A 19076-nucleotide genomic window follows, 5' to 3' on the forward strand; every position below is an offset into this window, starting at 1 on the left:
TTTATAAGCCTTTCTGACCAGGAATACAAGAGAAAACAAATGTGGAAAATACATGTTTTCCTTAGCGATATTGGCTCCCAGGTCTTATAATAAGAATATTCGTTCATAGAAAGTGGTGTCAGAACATGCCGAGTGTCAGCAAGGCGAAATTCAATGAAATCGAAACACGGATTGAACGCATCTTTACAACCGATATGGAAGTCAATGATTTTACTGGAGATGTCGTTCCTTCTACACAGGATTTGCCGGATAAGAACCGTGGGCTGATTATTACGAATTGTACCATCCTGTTCGTGGACATCAGAAGCTCTACGAAACTATCGGACAAATCCCAAGCGAAGAATATGGCGAAAATCTACCGAGCCTTTGCCAGAGCCATGTCTATGTGCGTGTATGAAAGCGGTGGTCGAGTTCGTCAAATCGCCGGTGACCGAGTGATGGGTGTTTTTGTCGATGATGCCGAAGAAAGCTCTGTCCATAAAGCCATGATTGCCGCACAAGCCATCTTAACCGTGGTTGAATATCTCTTCAATCCCTTGTGCCGAAAAAATGTCAGCAACAAAGAAATTGGTTGTGGAATAGGACTGGATACCGGACGAGTCTTAACCACTTCGATTGGGATGAAACATCAAGGAGAAGATTCCCGGGATTTGGTATGGGCAGGGAAGACCGCTAATGTTGCGAGCAAGCACACCGATTTAGCAGAAGCCAACGAAATCTTCGTGACCAAACGCTTTTATGACAAACTGCCTCAACAATTCAAAACGGATTCGGAAGGCAACCCCATTTGGAAAAAAGGATACCGGGTAAAAGGCGACAGTCTCTTTGAAGGGTATGGTATCCATGAGTTTTACATGAAAGAGCTAGTAGAAGAGCTTGGGGAGGAAACTGCAGAGAAACGGGCAACAGCTTCTTCATCTGAGGGCTCCACGGAATCGGAAGGCATTGATACGGCTCAAATCATTACAGACATTGTTCAGGGTGTGGAATCAAAAGTCGGCGGGTTATTAAGCCATTTTGAACAGGTCGTTCTCCGGGAAGTGACAGTGTCCGCCAAAGAAAGACAAGCCGAGCAAAAGCTAAAAGAACTCAGTCACCGGGAAGAAGCCGTGAAGAAAAAAGAAGAAGAATTAAAAAGGAAAGAACAGGAAATCGAAAATATCATTGCTTACAAGAAAAAAGAGGTCGTCTATGATGTTCGGGTGAAAGCTCTCAGAGAGCGAACCGACCATATGAAACTTCCGGATTTTCTGGTTGAACTAAAAGAAGTTCAAAATCTAGGAGCGGAAATTGGCAAGAAAGCGGGAACTGTCGATGACGATGTCTACGTATGGCAAATCGTGACGTATTTGCATGAGAAGGATGAGTCCGAGTTAGCTTTTCAAATTCTTGTGGGACAGTTGACGCAAGATTTGCCTTCGGCTTATATCCCAGCAACGTCGAACTCGGTGCCGATTATCAAAAAAGTGGGAAAAGAGCGTGAGTATTTGAAGGCTGCTCTCTATTACATCGAAAATAAGAAGCCGGACACGAAGAAAATTCTTCAAATTCGAAGTGTCCTCAAGGAGTTAGGAATGGAACATGAAATCGTGCATCACCCTGGTTTTTTAATAGAATAGATAGATAGATAGATAGATATAGAGAGAGAGGAATCATCCAACCATGCGAGGTAATTACCAGAAGTTTAATTTTGACAATAGCTTGAGCCGAATCGACGATATCTTAACAAGCTCCGCCACTTACGAAGAAGCAGATGACATTCCTAAAAAGGATGATTTGACGTATAAGAGCGGTAAATATGTGCAATGTGCTTCCTTATTTATCGACTTGAGAGGTTCTACGGACTTAATCAAGACGCAAGGAAGACAATCGAAGACCCTAGCACGCATCTACCGAGCGTATATCAGTGAGATTGTTGCCATCGTCAACAGTTTCCAAACGTGTAAGGAAATCAACATCGTAGGTGATTGTGTCTCTGCGATGTTCGCAGGAAAAGAAGAAACTAGTCAATCAGCAGTCATCGAAGCCCTCCAAGCCGCTTCCATGTGCAATGGCATGATGCAAGTCTTGAACGTGAAGTTCAAGAAAAAATGGGATGGCTTCCAAGAGTTAAAAGCAGGAATCGGTATAGCCCTCGGAAGAGCTTTGGTTATCAAAGCCGGATTCAGCGGAAGTGCCATTAACGATTTGATATACATGGGAGATGTGGTAAACCGAGCATCGAAAATGTGTGGATTGGCTCATAAAGACTTTGATTATCCGATTTGCGTCACGGAAGCAGTTTTTTTAAATGCGGGTAGCTACATTGCCAACGCTGACAAACAGCAGACCTACCAAGATTTCCTTACCCTACGTAATCATTCAAAACACGGGTCAGTCTACACCGGTAACTTTCACCGAGTAGAATTTGCTGATTGGGCATCTGAAAACGAATAGTAAGATAGAACGAAGTTCACGTGTGTGAGCTTCTTTTTTGGGGTATATATTGACTATAGTCAATAATTAGCTACTCATTGCAAATGGTGAATATTCAGACGGAAGGATTAATTGTATAAGAAGAGAAATTCCCACAGTTTCGTTTTCAAGATATTTTAACTCAAGCACTTATAGACTTCATAAAAAAGTACAAGTGAATTTCAGGCTTCCATCATTCTTGCTGTTTGATGGAGCCTATTTCAATTATTATGTAGGCAATTTCAGTTAATTTTCAACATCAGTAACACACTTTGTACTACCCGTCTTAACAAAATTGCTTAACTATATTATCGTTGTCAAGCTGATAACTCTTGAGTTATCACTCCGAATTCTGAGTGCTAGGAACGTTAAATATCTTTCTGTTACAGACAATATAAAAGACGGGTTTTATTAGTATGTGTATCGAACGATGATTACGACCTCATGTTCAATCATCCGCTCCAATATACAAAAAAGAGAGCCTCAAAAAAGAAACTCTCCTCAGAGTGATACTTATACCCCTCCCACAACTGGCTTAATATCTTCGAACTTACAATTCTGTAATGTTTCTGTTCCTTGCATAGCCTCCCTTGTAATCATTTCCTTATGCTTGTATCTGCCATAGAAGTTTTTATTCTTCTTCGCATGAACCTTTGTTGTGATACAAAACAAAACTTCAGCTTCGTGCAATAGTTTGATGTATTTCATTACTGTCCGTCTGTCTAGTCCTGTAATTTCAGCTAGTGTTTCAATTGTAGCCCACACAGACTTATGCTCCATACTCGCATCATGATAGTAATATAAGTGGGATACGATAGCCATGTAAATTATGAATAGCTTTGACTTATGTTTCGATTGCATAGTTACTATTATTTCAATATCAGTTTCGAACACTTTTACAAAGTAATCTTCGTTCTCTTTAGTGGGTTTGATGAAATAGGTTTGTGCAGGCTTCAAGTCTGTTACTGTTTTTGTTTTAGGTCTGTCTGCATAAACGGTGATGTAATACATAGCTTGTAGTCGGATGATGCTCTCTCTTGCCTTCTGACTAGCTTCTTTATTCTTGGGATTAATGCCCATTACAGTCATCAAATCATTGATGCTAGTTATAGCTGTTTTAGTAAAGTTATTAGCTAATGACTTAATGATTGCTAAATGGCATATATCTAGGTCTCTGCCTTCGTAATCATGCTCATGCAATAGGATTTTGGGAAACATGATGAATGATTCTGTTTTTTCTTGGATTATTGATTTTGGTAGGTCTGACACAATAAATTATCCTTTTCTTTCAGCAAAATGATAGCACTAGGCTAACCATGACTTGCTGAGGGTCATGTATCCACCACTCCTTTCATTTTTGAAATTGAGAGAATAGAAGCAAAGTGATTCAAGTTAAAGGGTGCAAGGAAGGAAGCGAAGCGACTAATTGCGCTCTTATTTGTCTCTTCTTTATTTTCTTCTCTCTTCTTTTTCTTCTCTCTTCTTACAGTATCGTTTCCCCCTTTTTTTTAGGGGAGTTTTTGAACACAGACCCCCACATTTTAGGGGGGCTGTGTTTAACCCTTTGCACAGTCCCTCTTTTTTTAGAGGAGTTTGTGTTTTTAGGTTTCTTGGAACTACTATTCTACCTTGCCCAAAACCCTTCTGTTGAAGCAATACACTACATATCTTCTAATCCTACAGCAGCAATGGATTGAGCATGATTTGTACAATGGTTACAATTTCAAGACAAATAGTTTAGGCTGTTTTCCTTTTTGGTTTGAGCATTTGTGTTTTTGGATTCTTACTGCAATATCTTGTTAGATTGCGTTTTTCATCTGCAAGTGCTAAATCAATTAGTTCATATTTTATCTTTCCTTTGTATTTGTTGAAGATATGTTTTCTCATCTCACTATAAGTCCATTTTCGAGCGGATTCATTCACTGTTCTAGCTATCACTTTTTGTAGTGCTAGTGTTTTATATCTAGGATTGTCTGGCTCATTGAACAAGGGAATATACTCTTGAATCCATAGTGTTTCTTGTTCTTTCAAGTCTGACTTATCCATTGGAGCGAATATTACTTCTACCATTTCGGGACTTGATGCAATTAGTTCCATTAAATCAGTATTCTTATGGACTTTACTATCTTCTTTAAGATACCCATATCCGAATCTGTTCCAAAAATCAATGGCTTTGCCAACATACATTAGAATTCCGTTTACATGATAGAAATACAGACCGCTTTCCTTATTTAGCATTTTTTTGCTCTTTTTTAACTCATTCCACTCAACTGTAAACACCCTATTCTTATCGACCTTAAACATTCATACTTGAAGCTAGTATAAGCCCTCACTCTCGACAATATATTATTGCCCGATACTACGATTTTCAGCAACTCCGCACCCCGCTTTCTATTTTAGATATACTTCTATTATACAAATGGACTAAATCACGAAATTCGTCTAAAACTATCATAAAAAATATGAGGTTTCTTATCACAAAATCCAAAATGCCGTGTCAAGAACTTTTTCAAAAAAAATTCATTTATTTATTACTAATGACAATTTGCTTCGAATAGACGATAGTGTTTTACAATGCAATCCGCCGTTTATATATAATGATGAATTTCGGAGAGGTTAATGTTTACCTTGAAAAATCTTATTGTCGCAAAAACTATTAATAAAGTAACTCAATGGGTATTTGTCTCGTAACGGGATTTTTTACACCATGTTGGCGTGGATTGAGGTGCTAACTGTACTTCGCGGAACGAGAAGGCTATAAAATATGGAAAATATCCCCTCCTATTTTCTCATTTGAAGCGGTAGGATAGGATGCAGATATTCTCTCTAGAGTCCCTCATACATCCACTTCAACATCTATAACCCTTTTCTTTTGGTCATACAAAAAAACCTCCTATATCGTTAGTAATATAAGTCGATATACGATGTAATTTCTTACATGACCGTTATACTGACCATTTCACTAACCAATATTGAAGGTTTTCCTAGCGGGCTTTAAAGCCGCTTTGTTAGTGTCCCAGGAGAGATTTGAACTCCCTGACCAACGACGGCTTAGAAGGACGTTGCACGGTTAATAGAATTTACACTTACCCTCTTCTTCCTCTATTCATTCTAGGGTTACTTGAATAATTTGCTATAATACTATGTTGTTCAAATCCTTCTTTTAAATCCTTTGCATATAAGTTTACATAATTTAAAGTAACATCCAATGTTGCATGACCTAGCAAGCGTTGAAGCTTAAAAGCATCCCCTCCGCTAGTTATATAGTGCTTTGCAAATGTATGCCTAAAAGCATGAATAGAGGTCTTCTCGACTCCTCTACTTTTATTGTATCGAGCAATAGTATGCTGCATGGAGTTCCTTGTCATTTGTTCACCTAACTCATTAATAAAAAGAAAATCACTTTTTTGAAACTTGTATGTTCTAATATATTCAGTTAAGACTTTGACGATATACTCGCTTATCGGATTGTACTGTGCTTTTCGATTCTTTGTTGTATTTAAGACTACCATACCATTCTCCAAGTCAATGTCTTCTACCTTTACATTTAGAATTGTATTTAGACGATTACCTGTTTCTAGTAGGTAGTTAACCATCACCCAATTCCTATGCTCTACAAAGCCGCATTCTCTTATATTTGGCTTCTTAATTAACTTCTTAATGTCTTCATCTGAGTATGGCTCTTTTTGTTCCTTTTCGGCTTTTATAAGGCTAATCTCAAACTGTCTGAGATAATCTTCTCTCATTGCAAAATAAAGCAAGGCTCTAGCTGCTCTCAAGTAAGTGTTGATAGTCGTTGCTTTTAAATTCTTTTTCTTAAGGAACAAAATATACTTATCAACTGTCTTTTTTTCAATTTCACTTGCATGGATTATTTTTATGTCCTCTAAGTATCGAATGAAATGAATTAAATTCTGTTCATAGTAACGAATAGTCATTTCAGAAAGATTCTTCACTCTGTTTTCTAACTGAAAGTCCTCATATAACTCTTTAACAGTTTTCTCATTACTCCCTTTTTGCCATTCACGAATCTTAGCCATTACATACACTCCCTTTAAGATATTTAAACTCTTAAAGGCATTTAATAATCGAAGATGTTGTCCACACGATTAGCACTCTGCTTTAGTCAATTAAACACAAAAAAAGCCAATGCTGAGATTGTCTCAAAGCATTGACTTATAAGGGTTTAACCCTTTAGATTGATACCGGTGGCCGGGGTCGAACCGGCACTCCAGAGGAACACGATTTTGAGTCGTGCGCGTCTGCCAATTCCGCCACACCGGCATGTTTGTTGGAGGCGGCAACCGGAATCGAACCGGTGGTAAAGGTTTTGCAGACCTCTGCCTTACCGCTTGGCTATGCCGCCAACGTTTTTGGAGCGAAAGACGGGATTCGAACCCGCGACCCCAACCTTGGCAAGGTTGTATTCTACCACTGAACTACTTTCGCATATGGCTGGGCTAGAAGGGATCGAACCTTCGCATGACGGAATCAAAATCCGTTGCCTTACCGCTTGGCTATAGCCCATTAACGTTGTAATCATTATACCATGTTTTTTAAAATGGGGCGACTGATGGGAATCGAACCCACGAATGCCTGAACCACAATCAGGTGCGTTAACCACTTCGCCACAATCGCCATTATAGGATTGAAATTGGCAGGGGTAGTAGGACTCGAACCCACACTGGAGGTTTTGGAGACCTCTGTTCTACCTTTAAACTATACCCCTGTAAGAAAAATGGTGGAGGGGGGCAGATTCGAACTGCCGAACCCGAAGGAGCGGATTTACAGTCCGCCGCGTTTAGCCACTTCGCTACCCCTCCGCATATGGATGAAACATGGTGCCGGCAAGAGGACTTGAACCCCCAACCTACTGATTACAAGTCAGTTGCTCTACCAGTTGAGCTACACCGGCACTACTATGGTGGCTCAGGACGGAATCGAACCGCCGACACAAGGATTTTCAGTCCTTTGCTCTACCGACTGAGCTACTGAGCCAAACAATAAAAATGGCGGTCCCGACGGGAATCGAACCCGCGATCTCCTGCGTGACAGGCAGGCATGTTAACCGCTACACCACGGGACCATAGATTGCGGGGACAGGATTTGAACCTGCGACCTTCGGGTTATGAGCCCGACGAGCTACCGGACTGCTCCACCCCGCGACGGTAATAATGTTGCTATTATGCATCAAGTTTTCGTGTTGAGCGTTTCAATGGGCTGAAATAATCAATCCTTTATGCAGAAACAACTTGATGTTATTGAAAAATGGTGGAGGATGACGGGATCGAACCGCCGACCCTCTGCTTGTAAGGCAGATGCTCTCCCAGCTGAGCTAATCCTCCAATATGTTGTCTAAATGGTGACCCGTACGGGATTCGAACCCGTGTTACCGCCGTGAAAGGGCGGTGTCTTAACCGCTTGACCAACGGGCCAGGTATAAATGGCGGAGAGCAAGGGATTTGAACCCTTGAGACAGGGTTACCCGTCTACACGATTTCCAATCGTGCTCCTTCGGCCACTCGGACAGCTCTCCAATAATGGCTCCGCAGGTAGGACTCGAACCTACGACCGTTCGGTTAACAGCCGAATGCTCTACCACTGAGCTACTGCGGAACAATATAAGCTTGGCGACGTCCTACTCTCACAGGGGGAAACCCCCAACTACCATCGGCGCTGAAGAGCTTAACTGCCGTGTTCGGAATGGGAACGGGTGTGACCTCTTCGCTATCGTCACCAAACAATGTTAACATTTTTCAAGACATATATTATTATAACGTCTTTTTGAGAAAATGCAAGAAGAAATTTTCATTCCTTCAAAACTAGATAATAAGAAGGTATTTCATTTTTTAAAAAGCGTTGGTTAAGTCCTCGATCTATTAGTATCAGTCAGCTCCACATGTCACCATGCTTCCACCTCTGACCTATCAACCTGATCATCTTTCAGGGATCTTACTAGCTTGCGCCATGGGAAATCTCATCTTGAGGGGGGCTTCATGCTTAGATGCTTTCAGCACTTATCCCGTCCGCACGTAGCTACCCAGCTATGCCTTTGGCAAGACAACTGGTACACCAGCGGTGCGTCCATCCCGGTCCTCTCGTACTAAGGACAGCTCCTCTCAAATTTCCTGCGCCCGCGACGGATAGGGACCGAACTGTCTCACGACGTTCTGAACCCAGCTCGCGTACCGCTTTAATGGGCGAACAGCCCAACCCTTGGGACCGACTACAGCCCCAGGATGCGATGAGCCGACATCGAGGTGCCAAACCTCCCCGTCGATGTGGACTCTTGGGGGAGATAAGCCTGTTATCCCCGGGGTAGCTTTTATCCGTTGAGCGATGGCCCTTCCATGCGGAACCACCGGATCACTAAGCCCGACTTTCGTCCCTGCTCGACTTGTAGGTCTCGCAGTCAAGCTCCCTTGTGCCTTTACACTCTACGAATGATTTCCAACCATTCTGAGGGAACCTTTGGGCGCCTCCGTTACTCTTTAGGAGGCGACCGCCCCAGTCAAACTGCCCACCTGACACTGTCTCCCACCCCGATAAGGGGCGCGGGTTAGAATTTCAATACAGCCAGGGTAGTATCCCACCAACGCCTCCACCGAAGCTGGCGCTCCGGCTTCTCAGGCTCCTACCTATCCTGTACAAGCTGTACCAAAATTCAATATCAGGCTGCAGTAAAGCTCCACGGGGTCTTTCCGTCCTGTCGCGGGTAACCTGCATCTTCACAGGTACTATAATTTCACCGAGTCTCTCGTTGAGACAGTGCCCAGATCGTTACACCTTTCGTGCGGGTCGGAACTTACCCGACAAGGAATTTCGCTACCTTAGGACCGTTATAGTTACGGCCGCCGTTTACTGGGGCTTCGGTTCAAAGCTTCGCTTGCGCTAACCTCTCCCCTTAACCTTCCAGCACCGGGCAGGTGTCAGCCCCTATACTTCGCCTTGCGGCTTCGCAGAGACCTGTGTTTTTGCTAAACAGTCGCCTGGGCCTATTCACTGCGGCTTTTCTGGGCTATTCACCCTAAAAAGCACCCCTTCTCCCGAAGTTACGGGGTCATTTTGCCGAGTTCCTTAACGAGAGTTCTCTCGCACACCTTAGGATTCTCTCCTCGCCTACCTGTGTCGGTTTGCGGTACGGGCACCTTACATCTCACTAGAGGCTTTTCTTGGCAGCGTGGAATCAGGAACTTCGGTACTATATTTCCCTCGCCATCACAGCTCCGCCTTAATGGAAACGGGATTTGCCTCGTTTCCGGCCTAACTGCTTGGACGCGCATATCCAACAGCGCGCTTACCCTATCCTTCTGCGTCCCCCCATCGTTCAAACGATGTATAGGTGGTACAGGAATATCAACCTGTTGTCCATCGCCTACGCCTTTCGGCCTCGGCTTAGGTCCCGACTAACCCTGAGCGGACGAGCCTTCCTCAGGAAACCTTAGGCATTCGGTGGAAGGGATTCTCACCCTTCTTTCGCTACTCATACCGGCATTCTCACTTCTAAGCGCTCCACCAGTCCTTCCGGTCTGACTTCAACGCCCTTAGAACGCTCTCCTACCATCGACACCATACGGTGTCAATCCACAGCTTCGGTGATACGTTTAGCCCCGGTACATTTTCGGCGCGGAGTCACTCGACCAGTGAGCTATTACGCACTCTTTAAATGGTGGCTGCTTCTAAGCCAACATCCTGGTTGTCTAAGCAACTCCACATCCTTTTCCACTTAACGTATACTTTGGGACCTTAGCTGGTGGTCTGGGCTGTTTCCCTTTCGACTACGGATCTTATCACTCGCAGTCTGACTCCCAAGAATAAGTATTTGGCATTCGGAGTTTGACTGAATTCGGTAACCCGTTGGGGGCCCCTAGTCCAATCAGTGCTCTACCTCCAATACTCTCATCTTGAGGCTAGCCCTAAAGCTATTTCGGAGAGAACCAGCTATCTCCAGGTTCGATTGGAATTTCTCCGCTACCCACACCTCATCCCCGCACTTTTCAACGTGCGTGGGTTCGGGCCTCCATTCAGTGTTACCTGAACTTCACCCTGGACATGGGTAGATCACCTGGTTTCGGGTCTACGACCTCATACTCATTCGCCCTATTCAGACTCGCTTTCGCTGCGGCTCCGTCTCATCAACTTAACCTCGCATGAAATCGTAACTCGCCGGTTCATTCTACAAAAGGCACGCCATTACCCATTAACGGGCTTTGACTACTTGTAGGCACACGGTTTCAGGATCTATTTCACTCCCCTTCCGGGGTGCTTTTCACCTTTCCCTCACGGTACTGGTTCACTATCGGTCACTAGGGAGTATTTAGCCTTGGGAGATGGTCCTCCCTGCTTCCGACGGGATTTCTCGTGTCCCGCCGTACTCAGGATCCACTCAGGAGGGAACGAAGTTTCAACTACAGGGTTTTTACCTTCTTCGACGGATCTTTCCAGATCGCTTCATTTACCCCGTTCCTTTGTAACTCCATGTTGAGTGTCCTACAACCCCAAGAGGCAAGCCTCTTGGTTTGGGCTAATTCCGTTTCGCTCGCCGCTACTCAGGAAATCGCGTTTGCTTTCTCTTCCTCCGGGTACTTAGATGTTTCAGTTCCCCGGGTCTGCCTTCAGTACCCTATGTATTCAGGTAAAGATACTGTTCCATTACGAACAGTGGGTTTCCCCATTCGGAAATCTCCGGATCAAAGCTTACTTACAGCTCCCCGAAGCATATCGGTGTTAGTCCCGTCCTTCATCGGCTCCTAGTGCCAAGGCATCCACCGTGCGCCCTTTCTAACTTAACCGTTAAAAAAGATCTTACAGATGCTTTGAAAAAAATTAATTGCCTTCTATCTATTATCTAGTTTTCAAGGAACAAAGCAGAAAGAATCCATCACATCGTGATGTTTGTCTTTCCTATTTGAATGAATTACTCATTCAAAACTGAACAAAACAAAAGCGCTCTCGTAATTATCCTTAGAAAGGAGGTGATCCAGCCGCACCTTCCGATACGGCTACCTTGTTACGACTTCACCCCAATCATCTGTCCCACCTTAGGCGGCTGGCTCCATGAAGGTTACCTCACCGACTTCGGGTGTTACAAACTCTCGTGGTGTGACGGGCGGTGTGTACAAGGCCCGGGAACGTATTCACCGCGGCATGCTGATCCGCGATTACTAGCGATTCCGGCTTCATGCAGGCGAGTTGCAGCCTGCAATCCGAACTGAGAATGGCTTTATGGGATTCGCTTACCTTCGCAGGTTTGCAGCCCTTTGTACCATCCATTGTAGCACGTGTGTAGCCCAGGTCATAAGGGGCATGATGATTTGACGTCATCCCCACCTTCCTCCGGTTTGTCACCGGCAGTCACCTTAGAGTGCCCAACTGAATGCTGGCAACTAAGATCAAGGGTTGCGCTCGTTGCGGGACTTAACCCAACATCTCACGACACGAGCTGACGACAACCATGCACCACCTGTCACTCTGTCCCCCGAAGGGGAAAGCCCTATCTCTAGGGTTGTCAGAGGATGTCAAGACCTGGTAAGGTTCTTCGCGTTGCTTCGAATTAAACCACATGCTCCACCGCTTGTGCGGGCCCCCGTCAATTCCTTTGAGTTTCAGCCTTGCGGCCGTACTCCCCAGGCGGAGTGCTTAATGCGTTAGCTGCAGCACTAAAGGGCGGAAACCCTCTAACACTTAGCACTCATCGTTTACGGCGTGGACTACCAGGGTATCTAATCCTGTTTGCTCCCCACGCTTTCGCGCCTCAGTGTCAGTTACAGACCAGAAAGTCGCCTTCGCCACTGGTGTTCCTCCAAATCTCTACGCATTTCACCGCTACACTTGGAATTCCACTTTCCTCTTCTGCACTCAAGTTCCCCAGTTTCCAATGACCCTCCACGGTTGAGCCGTGGGCTTTCACATCAGACTTAAGGAACCACCTGCGCGCGCTTTACGCCCAATAATTCCGGACAACGCTTGCCACCTACGTATTACCGCGGCTGCTGGCACGTAGTTAGCCGTGGCTTTCTGGTTAGGTACCGTCAAGGTACCAGCAGTTACTCTGGTACTTGTTCTTCCCTAACAACAGAACTTTACGACCCGAAGGCCTTCTTCGTTCACGCGGCGTTGCTCCGTCAGACTTTCGTCCATTGCGGAAGATTCCCTACTGCTGCCTCCCGTAGGAGTCTGGGCCGTGTCTCAGTCCCAGTGTGGCCGATCACCCTCTCAGGTCGGCTACGCATCGTCGCCTTGGTGAGCCATTACCTCACCAACTAGCTAATGCGCCGCGGGCCCATCTATAAGTGACAGCGTAAACCGTCTTTCCATCTTCTCTCATGCGAGAAAAGAACGTATCCGGTATTAGCTCCGGTTTCCCGAAGTTATCCCAGTCTTATAGGCAGGTTGCCCACGTGTTACTCACCCGTCCGCCGCTAATCTCAGGGAGCAAGCTCCCATCGATTCGCTCGACTTGCATGTATTAGGCACGCCGCCAGCGTTCGTCCTGAGCCAGGATCAAACTCTCCGAAGAAATGTTTGACTTGCTCATTTGCTTTTTTGATAGTGTGTGCTCACTTAAAATTTAACGTTGGCGCTTTGTTTTGTTCAGTTTTCAAAGAGCAATTTCGTTGCCGTTTACTTCGTAAGCGACTTTTACATCTTATCACGTTTTCAACATTGTTGTCAACATGTTTTTTAAGTTTTTTTGTTTTGATGAAGCTGCGAAAGCTGATGTCCCGCAGCGACATGTATTAATATAACACCTATATTACTATTGGTCAACAATAAAAATACATTTTTTTAAAAGTTTTTTGACACCCGATAAAACCGGTGATATACCTCGTGACCTTTTGTCTCCGCTTTGATGACGTCGATTACCTTCTTCTCTATCAAATATTCCAATAAAACACCTAGGTCGACTGAATAAAACTTAACTTCCGGATGCTCCATAAGCTCCGCAATCGTCCACGGATCTTCTTTCGTCCCCATTATTTCGACCAAATGCTGTGAACCTGCATTCGTCCTCGAATAAATAAGAAATTCGCTCGCAAGGAAAAGAAGCTCCAATCTTTTTTCGAGAGTTTCCTCACTGCTGATCAATTCTTTATACAACTTATAGATCTCTGGTTCCATATGCTTCACTTGGTTCCAGACCGTAACCTCCGGATAAAAGCCTTGTTCTATTATTTCCAAACGGGCCAAGTGATGCAGGGAATGAACGATATGGTTGTATGCCTCCAGATAATGGCCTTTTTCAAAGAAGCTTTTCCCATCCATGTACCTGCGAATTAACTTCGCAAACTCCATCCCCATCTTTAACTTCCTTCCATAGAAGGGGAACTCCCGGATTTCTGTTTTCAAACGGTTCAAATATTCATTCCGGTCAAAAAGAACCTTCCCGTTATATATCCAGTCAACCACTTTGCGGTTCGTACCTAATAGAAGCCATTCTTTTAACTGGTCTTCCTTTACGATATGTAAGGCTGCCTTTTTATCCCGGTAAGTGTAATGTTTTAAAAACACGGCCTCTTCGGCTTCGTCTGCAATCACAAAAAGGATGTAGTCAAATGTATCGGTAATCGGGCTATTATCATCCCTTTTTTCTACTAACAAGATTCCAAGTGTAGATTTTAAACTTGCTCGCTCTTGATAAATCGGGCGAAGGATATCTTCCATCATAAATTCCTCCAAAACCTTTTTTTTTAGATTTTCGACAAAACTCTTCAAATTCCTGCTTATGTCCCTTACCCCAAACCATCTCAATTCAAAAGTAATATGTATCCTTTATTTCTTTTTTGTTCCATCCATTGTTTATGTTATAGTTAAAGTTATATTTTAGGAGGGACAATCCATGGCTAAATATTCTAGCAAAATCAATAAAATACGCACTTTTGCTTTGAGTTTGATTTTCATCGGCTTCATCGTAATGTACCTTGGGCTTTTCTTCAAAACGCATCCTGTTGTCATGACGATTTTCATGGGGCTGGGCCTTTTATTCATAATCGCAAGTACAGGGGTTTATTTTTGGATTGGAATGCTTTCCACAAAATCGATCCAGGTTGTCTGTCCTAACTGCAGCAAACCTACAAAAATACTAGGGCGTGTAGATATTTGCATGCATTGTGAAGAACCATTGACACTTGACAAAAAGTTGGAAGGCGAAGAATTCAACGAAAAATATAACCGGAAAAGCCTGCATGACTAAAGGAATTCGGCTAGCTGAATTCCAGAAGTCTTTAACAATTGTATCATTTCTTCATAACACGAAAAAAAGTTCCAACCAAGTGGAGGAACTTTTTTTAATGCGATTCTTTTTTCGCACATTCCGTACAGTCGCCGTAGATTTCCATCCGATGGTGACTAACATTGAAACCGGTGACTTGTGCTGCGAAATGCTCGACTTCATCCAATGCAGGATAATCGAAATCCACAATTTTCCCGCAAGTTTGGCAAATTACATGATAATGATTCGTCGTCACAAAATCAAACCTTGCTGAAGAATCACCATACGTAAGTTCTTTTACCAAACCTACCTCACGGAACACACGCAGGTTGTTATAAACCGTTGCCACACTCATATTCGGAAACTTGCCTTCCAGCGCTTTATATATATCATCAGCGGTAGGGTGGGACATGGAGCTTATCAAATACTCAAGTATCGCATGGCGTTGAGGAGTTATTCTTACACCGGTATCTTTTAAGGAATCCAACGCTTCTTTTAACTGAACTTCAGACACCGTCATCCACCTCTTTTTCTCATTAAGTATGCATTCTTAAATTATAATGTTTATAAATAGTGTACCTTTTATGCGTTGAATTTGTCAATAATTCAATGGCTTAACCATTCTTTTTTAGTTTATTCATGAACACATTGAATCTTTCCCATTTTTGCATTGAGTTTAGTATCCCCTGGATAAGTCGATTACGTTGGTGAAGTCTTTTCCAGCTTTCAGGTATTCACGCATATTTTTTTCGAATATGGCAAAGGTTCTTGGTAAATATTCTCCGCTTTTACTTGAAAGATGCGGAGTGACTGTAACATTCTCCATCCTCCAAAACGGATGCCCTTTTCCTAAAGGTTCCGGATCAAATACATCCAAGATGGCATGAGATAATTCCCCGGCATCCAGCGCTTCGATCAACATTTCATCATTAATCAGGTCGCCGCGGCCAATATTCACGAATACTGCAGTTTCTTTCATTGCTTCAAAGTGTTCTTTTTGCAGAAGGCCCTTCGTTTCATCCGTACTTGGCAGGACGGATACGATATAATCGGCTCCCGGTATGGCTTCCAATAAATTATCCAGGGCATAAAGGTGATCGATGGATTCCACTGGTTTCCCGCTCCGATTCACTCCTATCATCGTCATCCCAAAGGCTTTCCCAAGACGAGCCACTTCCCCTCCAATTGCACCCACACCAATAACGAGCATCGTCTTGCCATTCAATTCCCCTACTTCAATCTTTCTATCCCACAATTCTTCCTTTTCATTCTTCATAAGCAGTTTCAATTTCTTTTCATATTGCAAAAGCATCCCTATCGTATACTCTGCCATCGGGATTTTATGAATGCCTCTTGCGTTGGTCACCAGAATTCCCCGTTCCTCTATGGCTTTAAAAGGCATTAATTCCATCCCTGCACTCATGACCATGATCCATTTCAAGTTCGCAGCTTTTTCAATGATTTCTTCAGTTAAGTCTTCACCATATGTAATTAAGATTTCCGCTTCACGAAGCGGCCCACCCGTCCATCCTTTTTGATAAATGAAGCCCAAGTCAGGAAAAGCTTCCGTCATCTTCTTTTGGATGCCTTCATTCGGAATGACAGTTGAAAGTATTAACATGTTTATCTCTCCCTTTTAATTAACATAAAAAAAACACGGGCTCTATGTGTCCCGCGCAACTTTCTCTGAGGAGGTATTCCCTTAATAAAGCATATTCAGGTGTCCCCTTTTTGAGTTGGACAAAAGCCTTAGCCTTATTAAAAAAGGCTTTATTTTAAGGAATTTGGGTTTAATGCATCTAATTCAGGCAAAATGAAAACGCCATCCCTTCTGATCAGGACGTCGTCAAAGAAGATGTCACCACCCCCATATTCGGGCCGCTGAATCAAAACCATATCCCAATGAATCGATGATCGGTTTCCATTATCCGCTTCTTGATAGGCAAGTCCAAGAGCCAAGTGCAGACTCCCGCTTATTTTCTCATCGAACAGGATATCATCCATAGGTTCCAATATGTATGGATTGATTCCAATTGCAAACTCCCCGATAAATCGGGACCCTTCATCAATATTCAGAATTCGGTTCATTTCAGAGTCACGATCGGAAGTAGCTTTAATGATTTTTCCCTTTTCCAAGTTTAATTCTATGTCACTAAAGGTGAATCCTTCATAGGTTGTTGGTGTGTTGAAGGATATCCTTCCATTGAGACTATCTTTTATGGGTGCCGTAAACACTTCCCCATCCGGTAAATTCTTTTTTCCGGCACATATGACGGCCGGCATACCTTTGATGGAGAAGGTCAAATCCGTTCCTGGCGAGACGATCCTGACATTGTCAGTTCGTTCCATCAATTGTTTTAACGGTTTCAAGGCCGTCTCCATTTTCCCGTAATCCATGTTGCATACATTCAAAAGAAAATCTTCGTACCTGTCGAAGGTCATGCCGGCTTTTTGCGCTAATGCGTTGGTGGGATAATTAAGCAAGACCCAACGTCGGTTGTTTACATAGAAAAGAGTGGGGGAATTCATAGCCTCCCCTTGAAGACGGTGCCTCTCGATGGGAACATCGGTCATTCCCACATCGTTTTCCTCCCCGGTGATGATGATGACCGCATCGATATCCTTATATTTCTTCAAGGCCCATTGCGAAGAGGTGTCAAGTTGTTCCTTTACATTCCCTTGTAACAGGTGGCGGCTTATTTCATCGTCTTCGAGTTCTACATATGGGTAAGCACCCACTCTATAAATTTCATCAATCAGCTCTTTCAATAATGGTTTCGTGTTGATATGGCCCCGTATGAGGATTCTCTCTTTTGGCTGTAATTGTATCGAATGATGAATCAGCCTGGCTGCAAGCTTCGTTATTCGCTCATCCTTCATCTGCCTGTCCCTTATTTTTCGAGGTCACGAAGAGTTTCAAGAGCTTCTTCGACGTGGCCTTTGACTTTTACTTTACGCCATTCTTTGACTACCTTACCAGACTTATCAATCAGGAAAGTTGAACGTTCAATGCCCATATACTCCTTGCCGAAGTTCTTTTTCAATTGCCACACATCAAATGATTCAGCCGCTTCATGATTTTCATCAGCCAGCAGCAGAAAAGGCAATCCATGTTTTTCGATGAATTTTTCATGACGTGCAGCTGGGTCTGGGCTGATTCCAATGATGACAGCGTTCATTTCCTCAAATTGCTCATTATGGTCCCGGAAATCACAGGCCTCCGTCGTGCAGCCTGGCGTCATGTCTTTTGGATAAAAATATAAAACAATATATTTCCCCTTAAAATCCGATAGGGACACCATTTCACCATTGTTTGCAGGGAGCTTGAAATCAGGTGCTTTTTCTCCAATTTTAACTGTCATATTGAACCCTCCATTTCTTTCATTATGGTAAGAGTACCCAATAATCGAAAGAAACACAACTTTCATTTATCCTTCCTATCTTTGTGCTCCAAATCAATCACCGTCCGGATCACGAACGCTGCCGGCAGTGTATAACCGATGAAAGCCTGAATCGTAGCTATCATCCTCCCCATGCCAATCGGGGCTATATCTCCATACCCTACAGAAAACATCGTCATCGCACTAAAATAAAAAGAAGTCTTCAACTGTTCATAGAAAGTGCCATCCAATCGATTGCCCATATCAAGAATCACCGAATGATTCTGAAGTTCGTATAATAAATAAATCAGTGCAAATCCAACTAATATCGTCGCATATAAATTGCCTAGCCACAGCATATCCTCCAGAGAAAACTTCTTTCCTCCCGACTCAACAAGAAATAACGTACGAATGCTCATCACCATGCAAAAAATGATTCCTGCAATCAAGATGTAGAAAGTCATCCCCCACGCCCCATTTCAAAACGCCACTTCCTCTATACATACTCCCTGTCCAAACAATATATTCTTTTTTAGGAACAGACCCTTATCACCTACACACCTAATAGCCGCATACTTTTCCTGAATCTTTTTTTCATGTTGACCCTTTTGGTCGGATATGTTAAGATTGTCTAAATTTTTATAATAGTTTTTATTTTATAAATTTTTAGCCTGCAAACAGTTATCAAGGCAGGTTTTGTCAAATTTCATATGTGGAAATAGGTTCCTAATTTTAAATTAGGATTAAAAGGGAAGTCCGGTGTAATTCCGGCACGGTCCCGCCACTGTAATGGGAGTGTTAGCGCCATCCAATATGCCACTGATCAACAGATCGGGAAGGCCCGTCGCTAATGTTAATCCCTAAGTCAGGAGACCTGCCTATTTCGACAACACTGTTTTAACCTACGGGAGATAGGGAGGTGTTAGGGACCTTATAATTTTAAGGGGCATTTTGCATGCCTCTTTATTTTAAGCATTTCTAACCATCTCTTTTGACGGTTAGGAATGCTTTTTTTATTGCTCAATTAAATG

At 43.4% G+C, this 19076-nt stretch carries 12 protein-coding genes, 15 tRNA genes, 3 rRNA genes and 1 riboswitch; of the genes, 3 read left to right on the forward strand and 27 right to left on the reverse strand.

What is annotated here, in order from left to right; genetic code table 11:
* The first annotated feature begins 125 nt into the window (after positions 1-125).
* Both ABOA58_RS23395 and ABOA58_RS23400 read left to right on the forward strand, forming a co-directional pair.
* Positions 126-1619 carry an adenylate/guanylate cyclase domain-containing protein gene (locus tag ABOA58_RS23395; RefSeq protein WP_350300241.1) on the forward strand — a complete coding sequence of 498 codons (1494 nt, stop codon included), beginning with the start codon at positions 126-128 and terminating at the stop codon, positions 1617-1619.
* A 43-nt stretch (positions 1620-1662) separates the two neighbouring features.
* Complete coding sequence (locus tag ABOA58_RS23400) at positions 1663-2436, forward strand: adenylate/guanylate cyclase domain-containing protein (protein WP_350300242.1); 774 nt, start codon at positions 1663-1665, stop codon at positions 2434-2436.
* A gap of 531 nt (positions 2437-2967) precedes the next feature.
* Here ABOA58_RS23400 and ABOA58_RS23405 read toward each other — a convergent pair.
* From ABOA58_RS23405 to ABOA58_RS23510, 22 genes are all read right to left on the reverse strand, one after another.
* Entirely contained in the window at positions 2968-3723 is a 756-nt protein-coding gene (locus ABOA58_RS23405) for a helix-turn-helix domain-containing protein (RefSeq protein ID WP_350300243.1), read from the reverse strand.
* Between the two features lie 468 nt (positions 3724-4191).
* Entirely contained in the window at positions 4192-4692 is a 501-nt protein-coding gene (locus ABOA58_RS23410; RefSeq protein ID WP_350300244.1) for a GIY-YIG nuclease family protein, read from the reverse strand.
* 848 nt (positions 4693-5540) lie between these two features.
* Entirely contained in the window at positions 5541-6494 is a 954-nt protein-coding gene (locus ABOA58_RS23415) for a tyrosine-type recombinase/integrase (protein ID WP_350300245.1), read from the reverse strand.
* Positions 6495-6657: 163 nt separating this feature from the next.
* Positions 6658-6738 (reverse strand) — tRNA-Leu (locus ABOA58_RS23420).
* A gap of 8 nt (positions 6739-6746) precedes the next feature.
* Positions 6747-6820, reverse strand: a tRNA-Cys gene (locus tag ABOA58_RS23425).
* Between the two features lie 8 nt (positions 6821-6828).
* Positions 6829-6903: transfer RNA gene (locus ABOA58_RS23430), tRNA-Gly, on the reverse strand.
* A gap of 3 nt (positions 6904-6906) precedes the next feature.
* Positions 6907-6981, reverse strand: a tRNA-Gln gene (locus ABOA58_RS23435).
* A gap of 35 nt (positions 6982-7016) precedes the next feature.
* Positions 7017-7092: transfer RNA gene (locus tag ABOA58_RS23440), tRNA-His, on the reverse strand.
* Positions 7093-7109: 17 nt separating this feature from the next.
* A tRNA-Trp gene (locus tag ABOA58_RS23445) sits at positions 7110-7183 on the reverse strand.
* A 10-nt stretch (positions 7184-7193) separates the two neighbouring features.
* A tRNA-Tyr gene (locus ABOA58_RS23450) sits at positions 7194-7277 on the reverse strand.
* Positions 7278-7293: 16 nt separating this feature from the next.
* A tRNA-Thr gene (locus ABOA58_RS23455) sits at positions 7294-7369 on the reverse strand.
* A gap of 7 nt (positions 7370-7376) precedes the next feature.
* A tRNA-Phe gene (locus ABOA58_RS23460) sits at positions 7377-7452 on the reverse strand.
* A 12-nt stretch (positions 7453-7464) separates the two neighbouring features.
* A tRNA-Asp gene (locus tag ABOA58_RS23465) sits at positions 7465-7540 on the reverse strand.
* 5 nt (positions 7541-7545) lie between these two features.
* Positions 7546-7619, reverse strand: a tRNA-Met gene (locus ABOA58_RS23470).
* 104 nt (positions 7620-7723) lie between these two features.
* Positions 7724-7799: transfer RNA gene (locus tag ABOA58_RS23475), tRNA-Val, on the reverse strand.
* 15 nt (positions 7800-7814) lie between these two features.
* A tRNA-Glu gene (locus ABOA58_RS23480) sits at positions 7815-7889 on the reverse strand.
* A 9-nt stretch (positions 7890-7898) separates the two neighbouring features.
* Positions 7899-7990 (reverse strand) — tRNA-Ser (locus tag ABOA58_RS23485).
* Between the two features lie 5 nt (positions 7991-7995).
* Positions 7996-8070, reverse strand: a tRNA-Asn gene (locus ABOA58_RS23490).
* Positions 8071-8079: 9 nt separating this feature from the next.
* Positions 8080-8195 (reverse strand): 5S ribosomal RNA (rrf, locus tag ABOA58_RS23495).
* Positions 8196-8313: 118 nt separating this feature from the next.
* Positions 8314-11246 (reverse strand): 23S ribosomal RNA (locus tag ABOA58_RS23500).
* 176 nt (positions 11247-11422) lie between these two features.
* Positions 11423-12973 (reverse strand): 16S ribosomal RNA (locus ABOA58_RS23505).
* The 16S, 23S and 5S rRNA genes sit together here with 15 tRNA genes alongside, the layout of an rRNA operon.
* 269 nt (positions 12974-13242) lie before the next feature.
* A complete protein-coding gene (locus ABOA58_RS23510) occupies positions 13243-14118 on the reverse strand; it encodes a nucleotidyltransferase-like protein (RefSeq protein WP_350302958.1) in 876 nt (291 codons plus the stop codon).
* 175 nt (positions 14119-14293) lie between these two features.
* Between ABOA58_RS23510 and ABOA58_RS23515 the strand changes: the two genes are divergently transcribed.
* Entirely contained in the window at positions 14294-14647 is a 354-nt protein-coding gene (locus ABOA58_RS23515) for a YgzB family protein (RefSeq protein ID WP_034305326.1), read from the forward strand.
* A gap of 94 nt (positions 14648-14741) precedes the next feature.
* Here the strand turns inward: ABOA58_RS23515 and perR are convergent, their stop codons facing one another.
* The 5 genes from perR to ABOA58_RS23540 form a co-directional block, all read right to left on the reverse strand.
* The gene (gene perR / locus ABOA58_RS23520; protein WP_413019659.1) at positions 14742-15185 is read right to left on the reverse strand and encodes a peroxide-responsive transcriptional repressor PerR; all 444 of its coding nucleotides are present in this window, start codon (positions 15183-15185) and stop codon (positions 14742-14744) included.
* 156 nt (positions 15186-15341) lie between these two features.
* A complete protein-coding gene (locus ABOA58_RS23525; protein WP_350300247.1) occupies positions 15342-16286 on the reverse strand; it encodes a D-2-hydroxyacid dehydrogenase in 945 nt (314 codons plus the stop codon).
* A gap of 149 nt (positions 16287-16435) precedes the next feature.
* Positions 16436-17545: an aminopeptidase gene (locus ABOA58_RS23530; RefSeq protein WP_350300248.1), complete on the reverse strand. Its 1110-nt coding sequence runs from the start codon at positions 17543-17545 to the stop codon at positions 16436-16438.
* A gap of 11 nt (positions 17546-17556) precedes the next feature.
* Complete coding sequence (gene bcp, locus ABOA58_RS23535) at positions 17557-18027, reverse strand: thioredoxin-dependent thiol peroxidase (RefSeq protein WP_350300249.1); 471 nt, start codon at positions 18025-18027, stop codon at positions 17557-17559.
* Positions 18028-18089: 62 nt separating this feature from the next.
* Positions 18090-18509: a potassium channel family protein gene (locus ABOA58_RS23540; RefSeq protein ID WP_101225970.1), complete on the reverse strand. Its 420-nt coding sequence runs from the start codon at positions 18507-18509 to the stop codon at positions 18090-18092.
* 239 nt (positions 18510-18748) lie between these two features.
* A riboswitch (cobalamin riboswitch) is annotated at positions 18749-18941 on the forward strand.
* Positions 18942-19076: the final 135 nt, after the last annotated feature.

The sequence above is a fragment of the Peribacillus frigoritolerans genome, assembly GCF_040250305.1.
In the GTDB taxonomy this organism is placed as follows: domain Bacteria; phylum Bacillota; class Bacilli; order Bacillales; family DSM-1321; genus Peribacillus.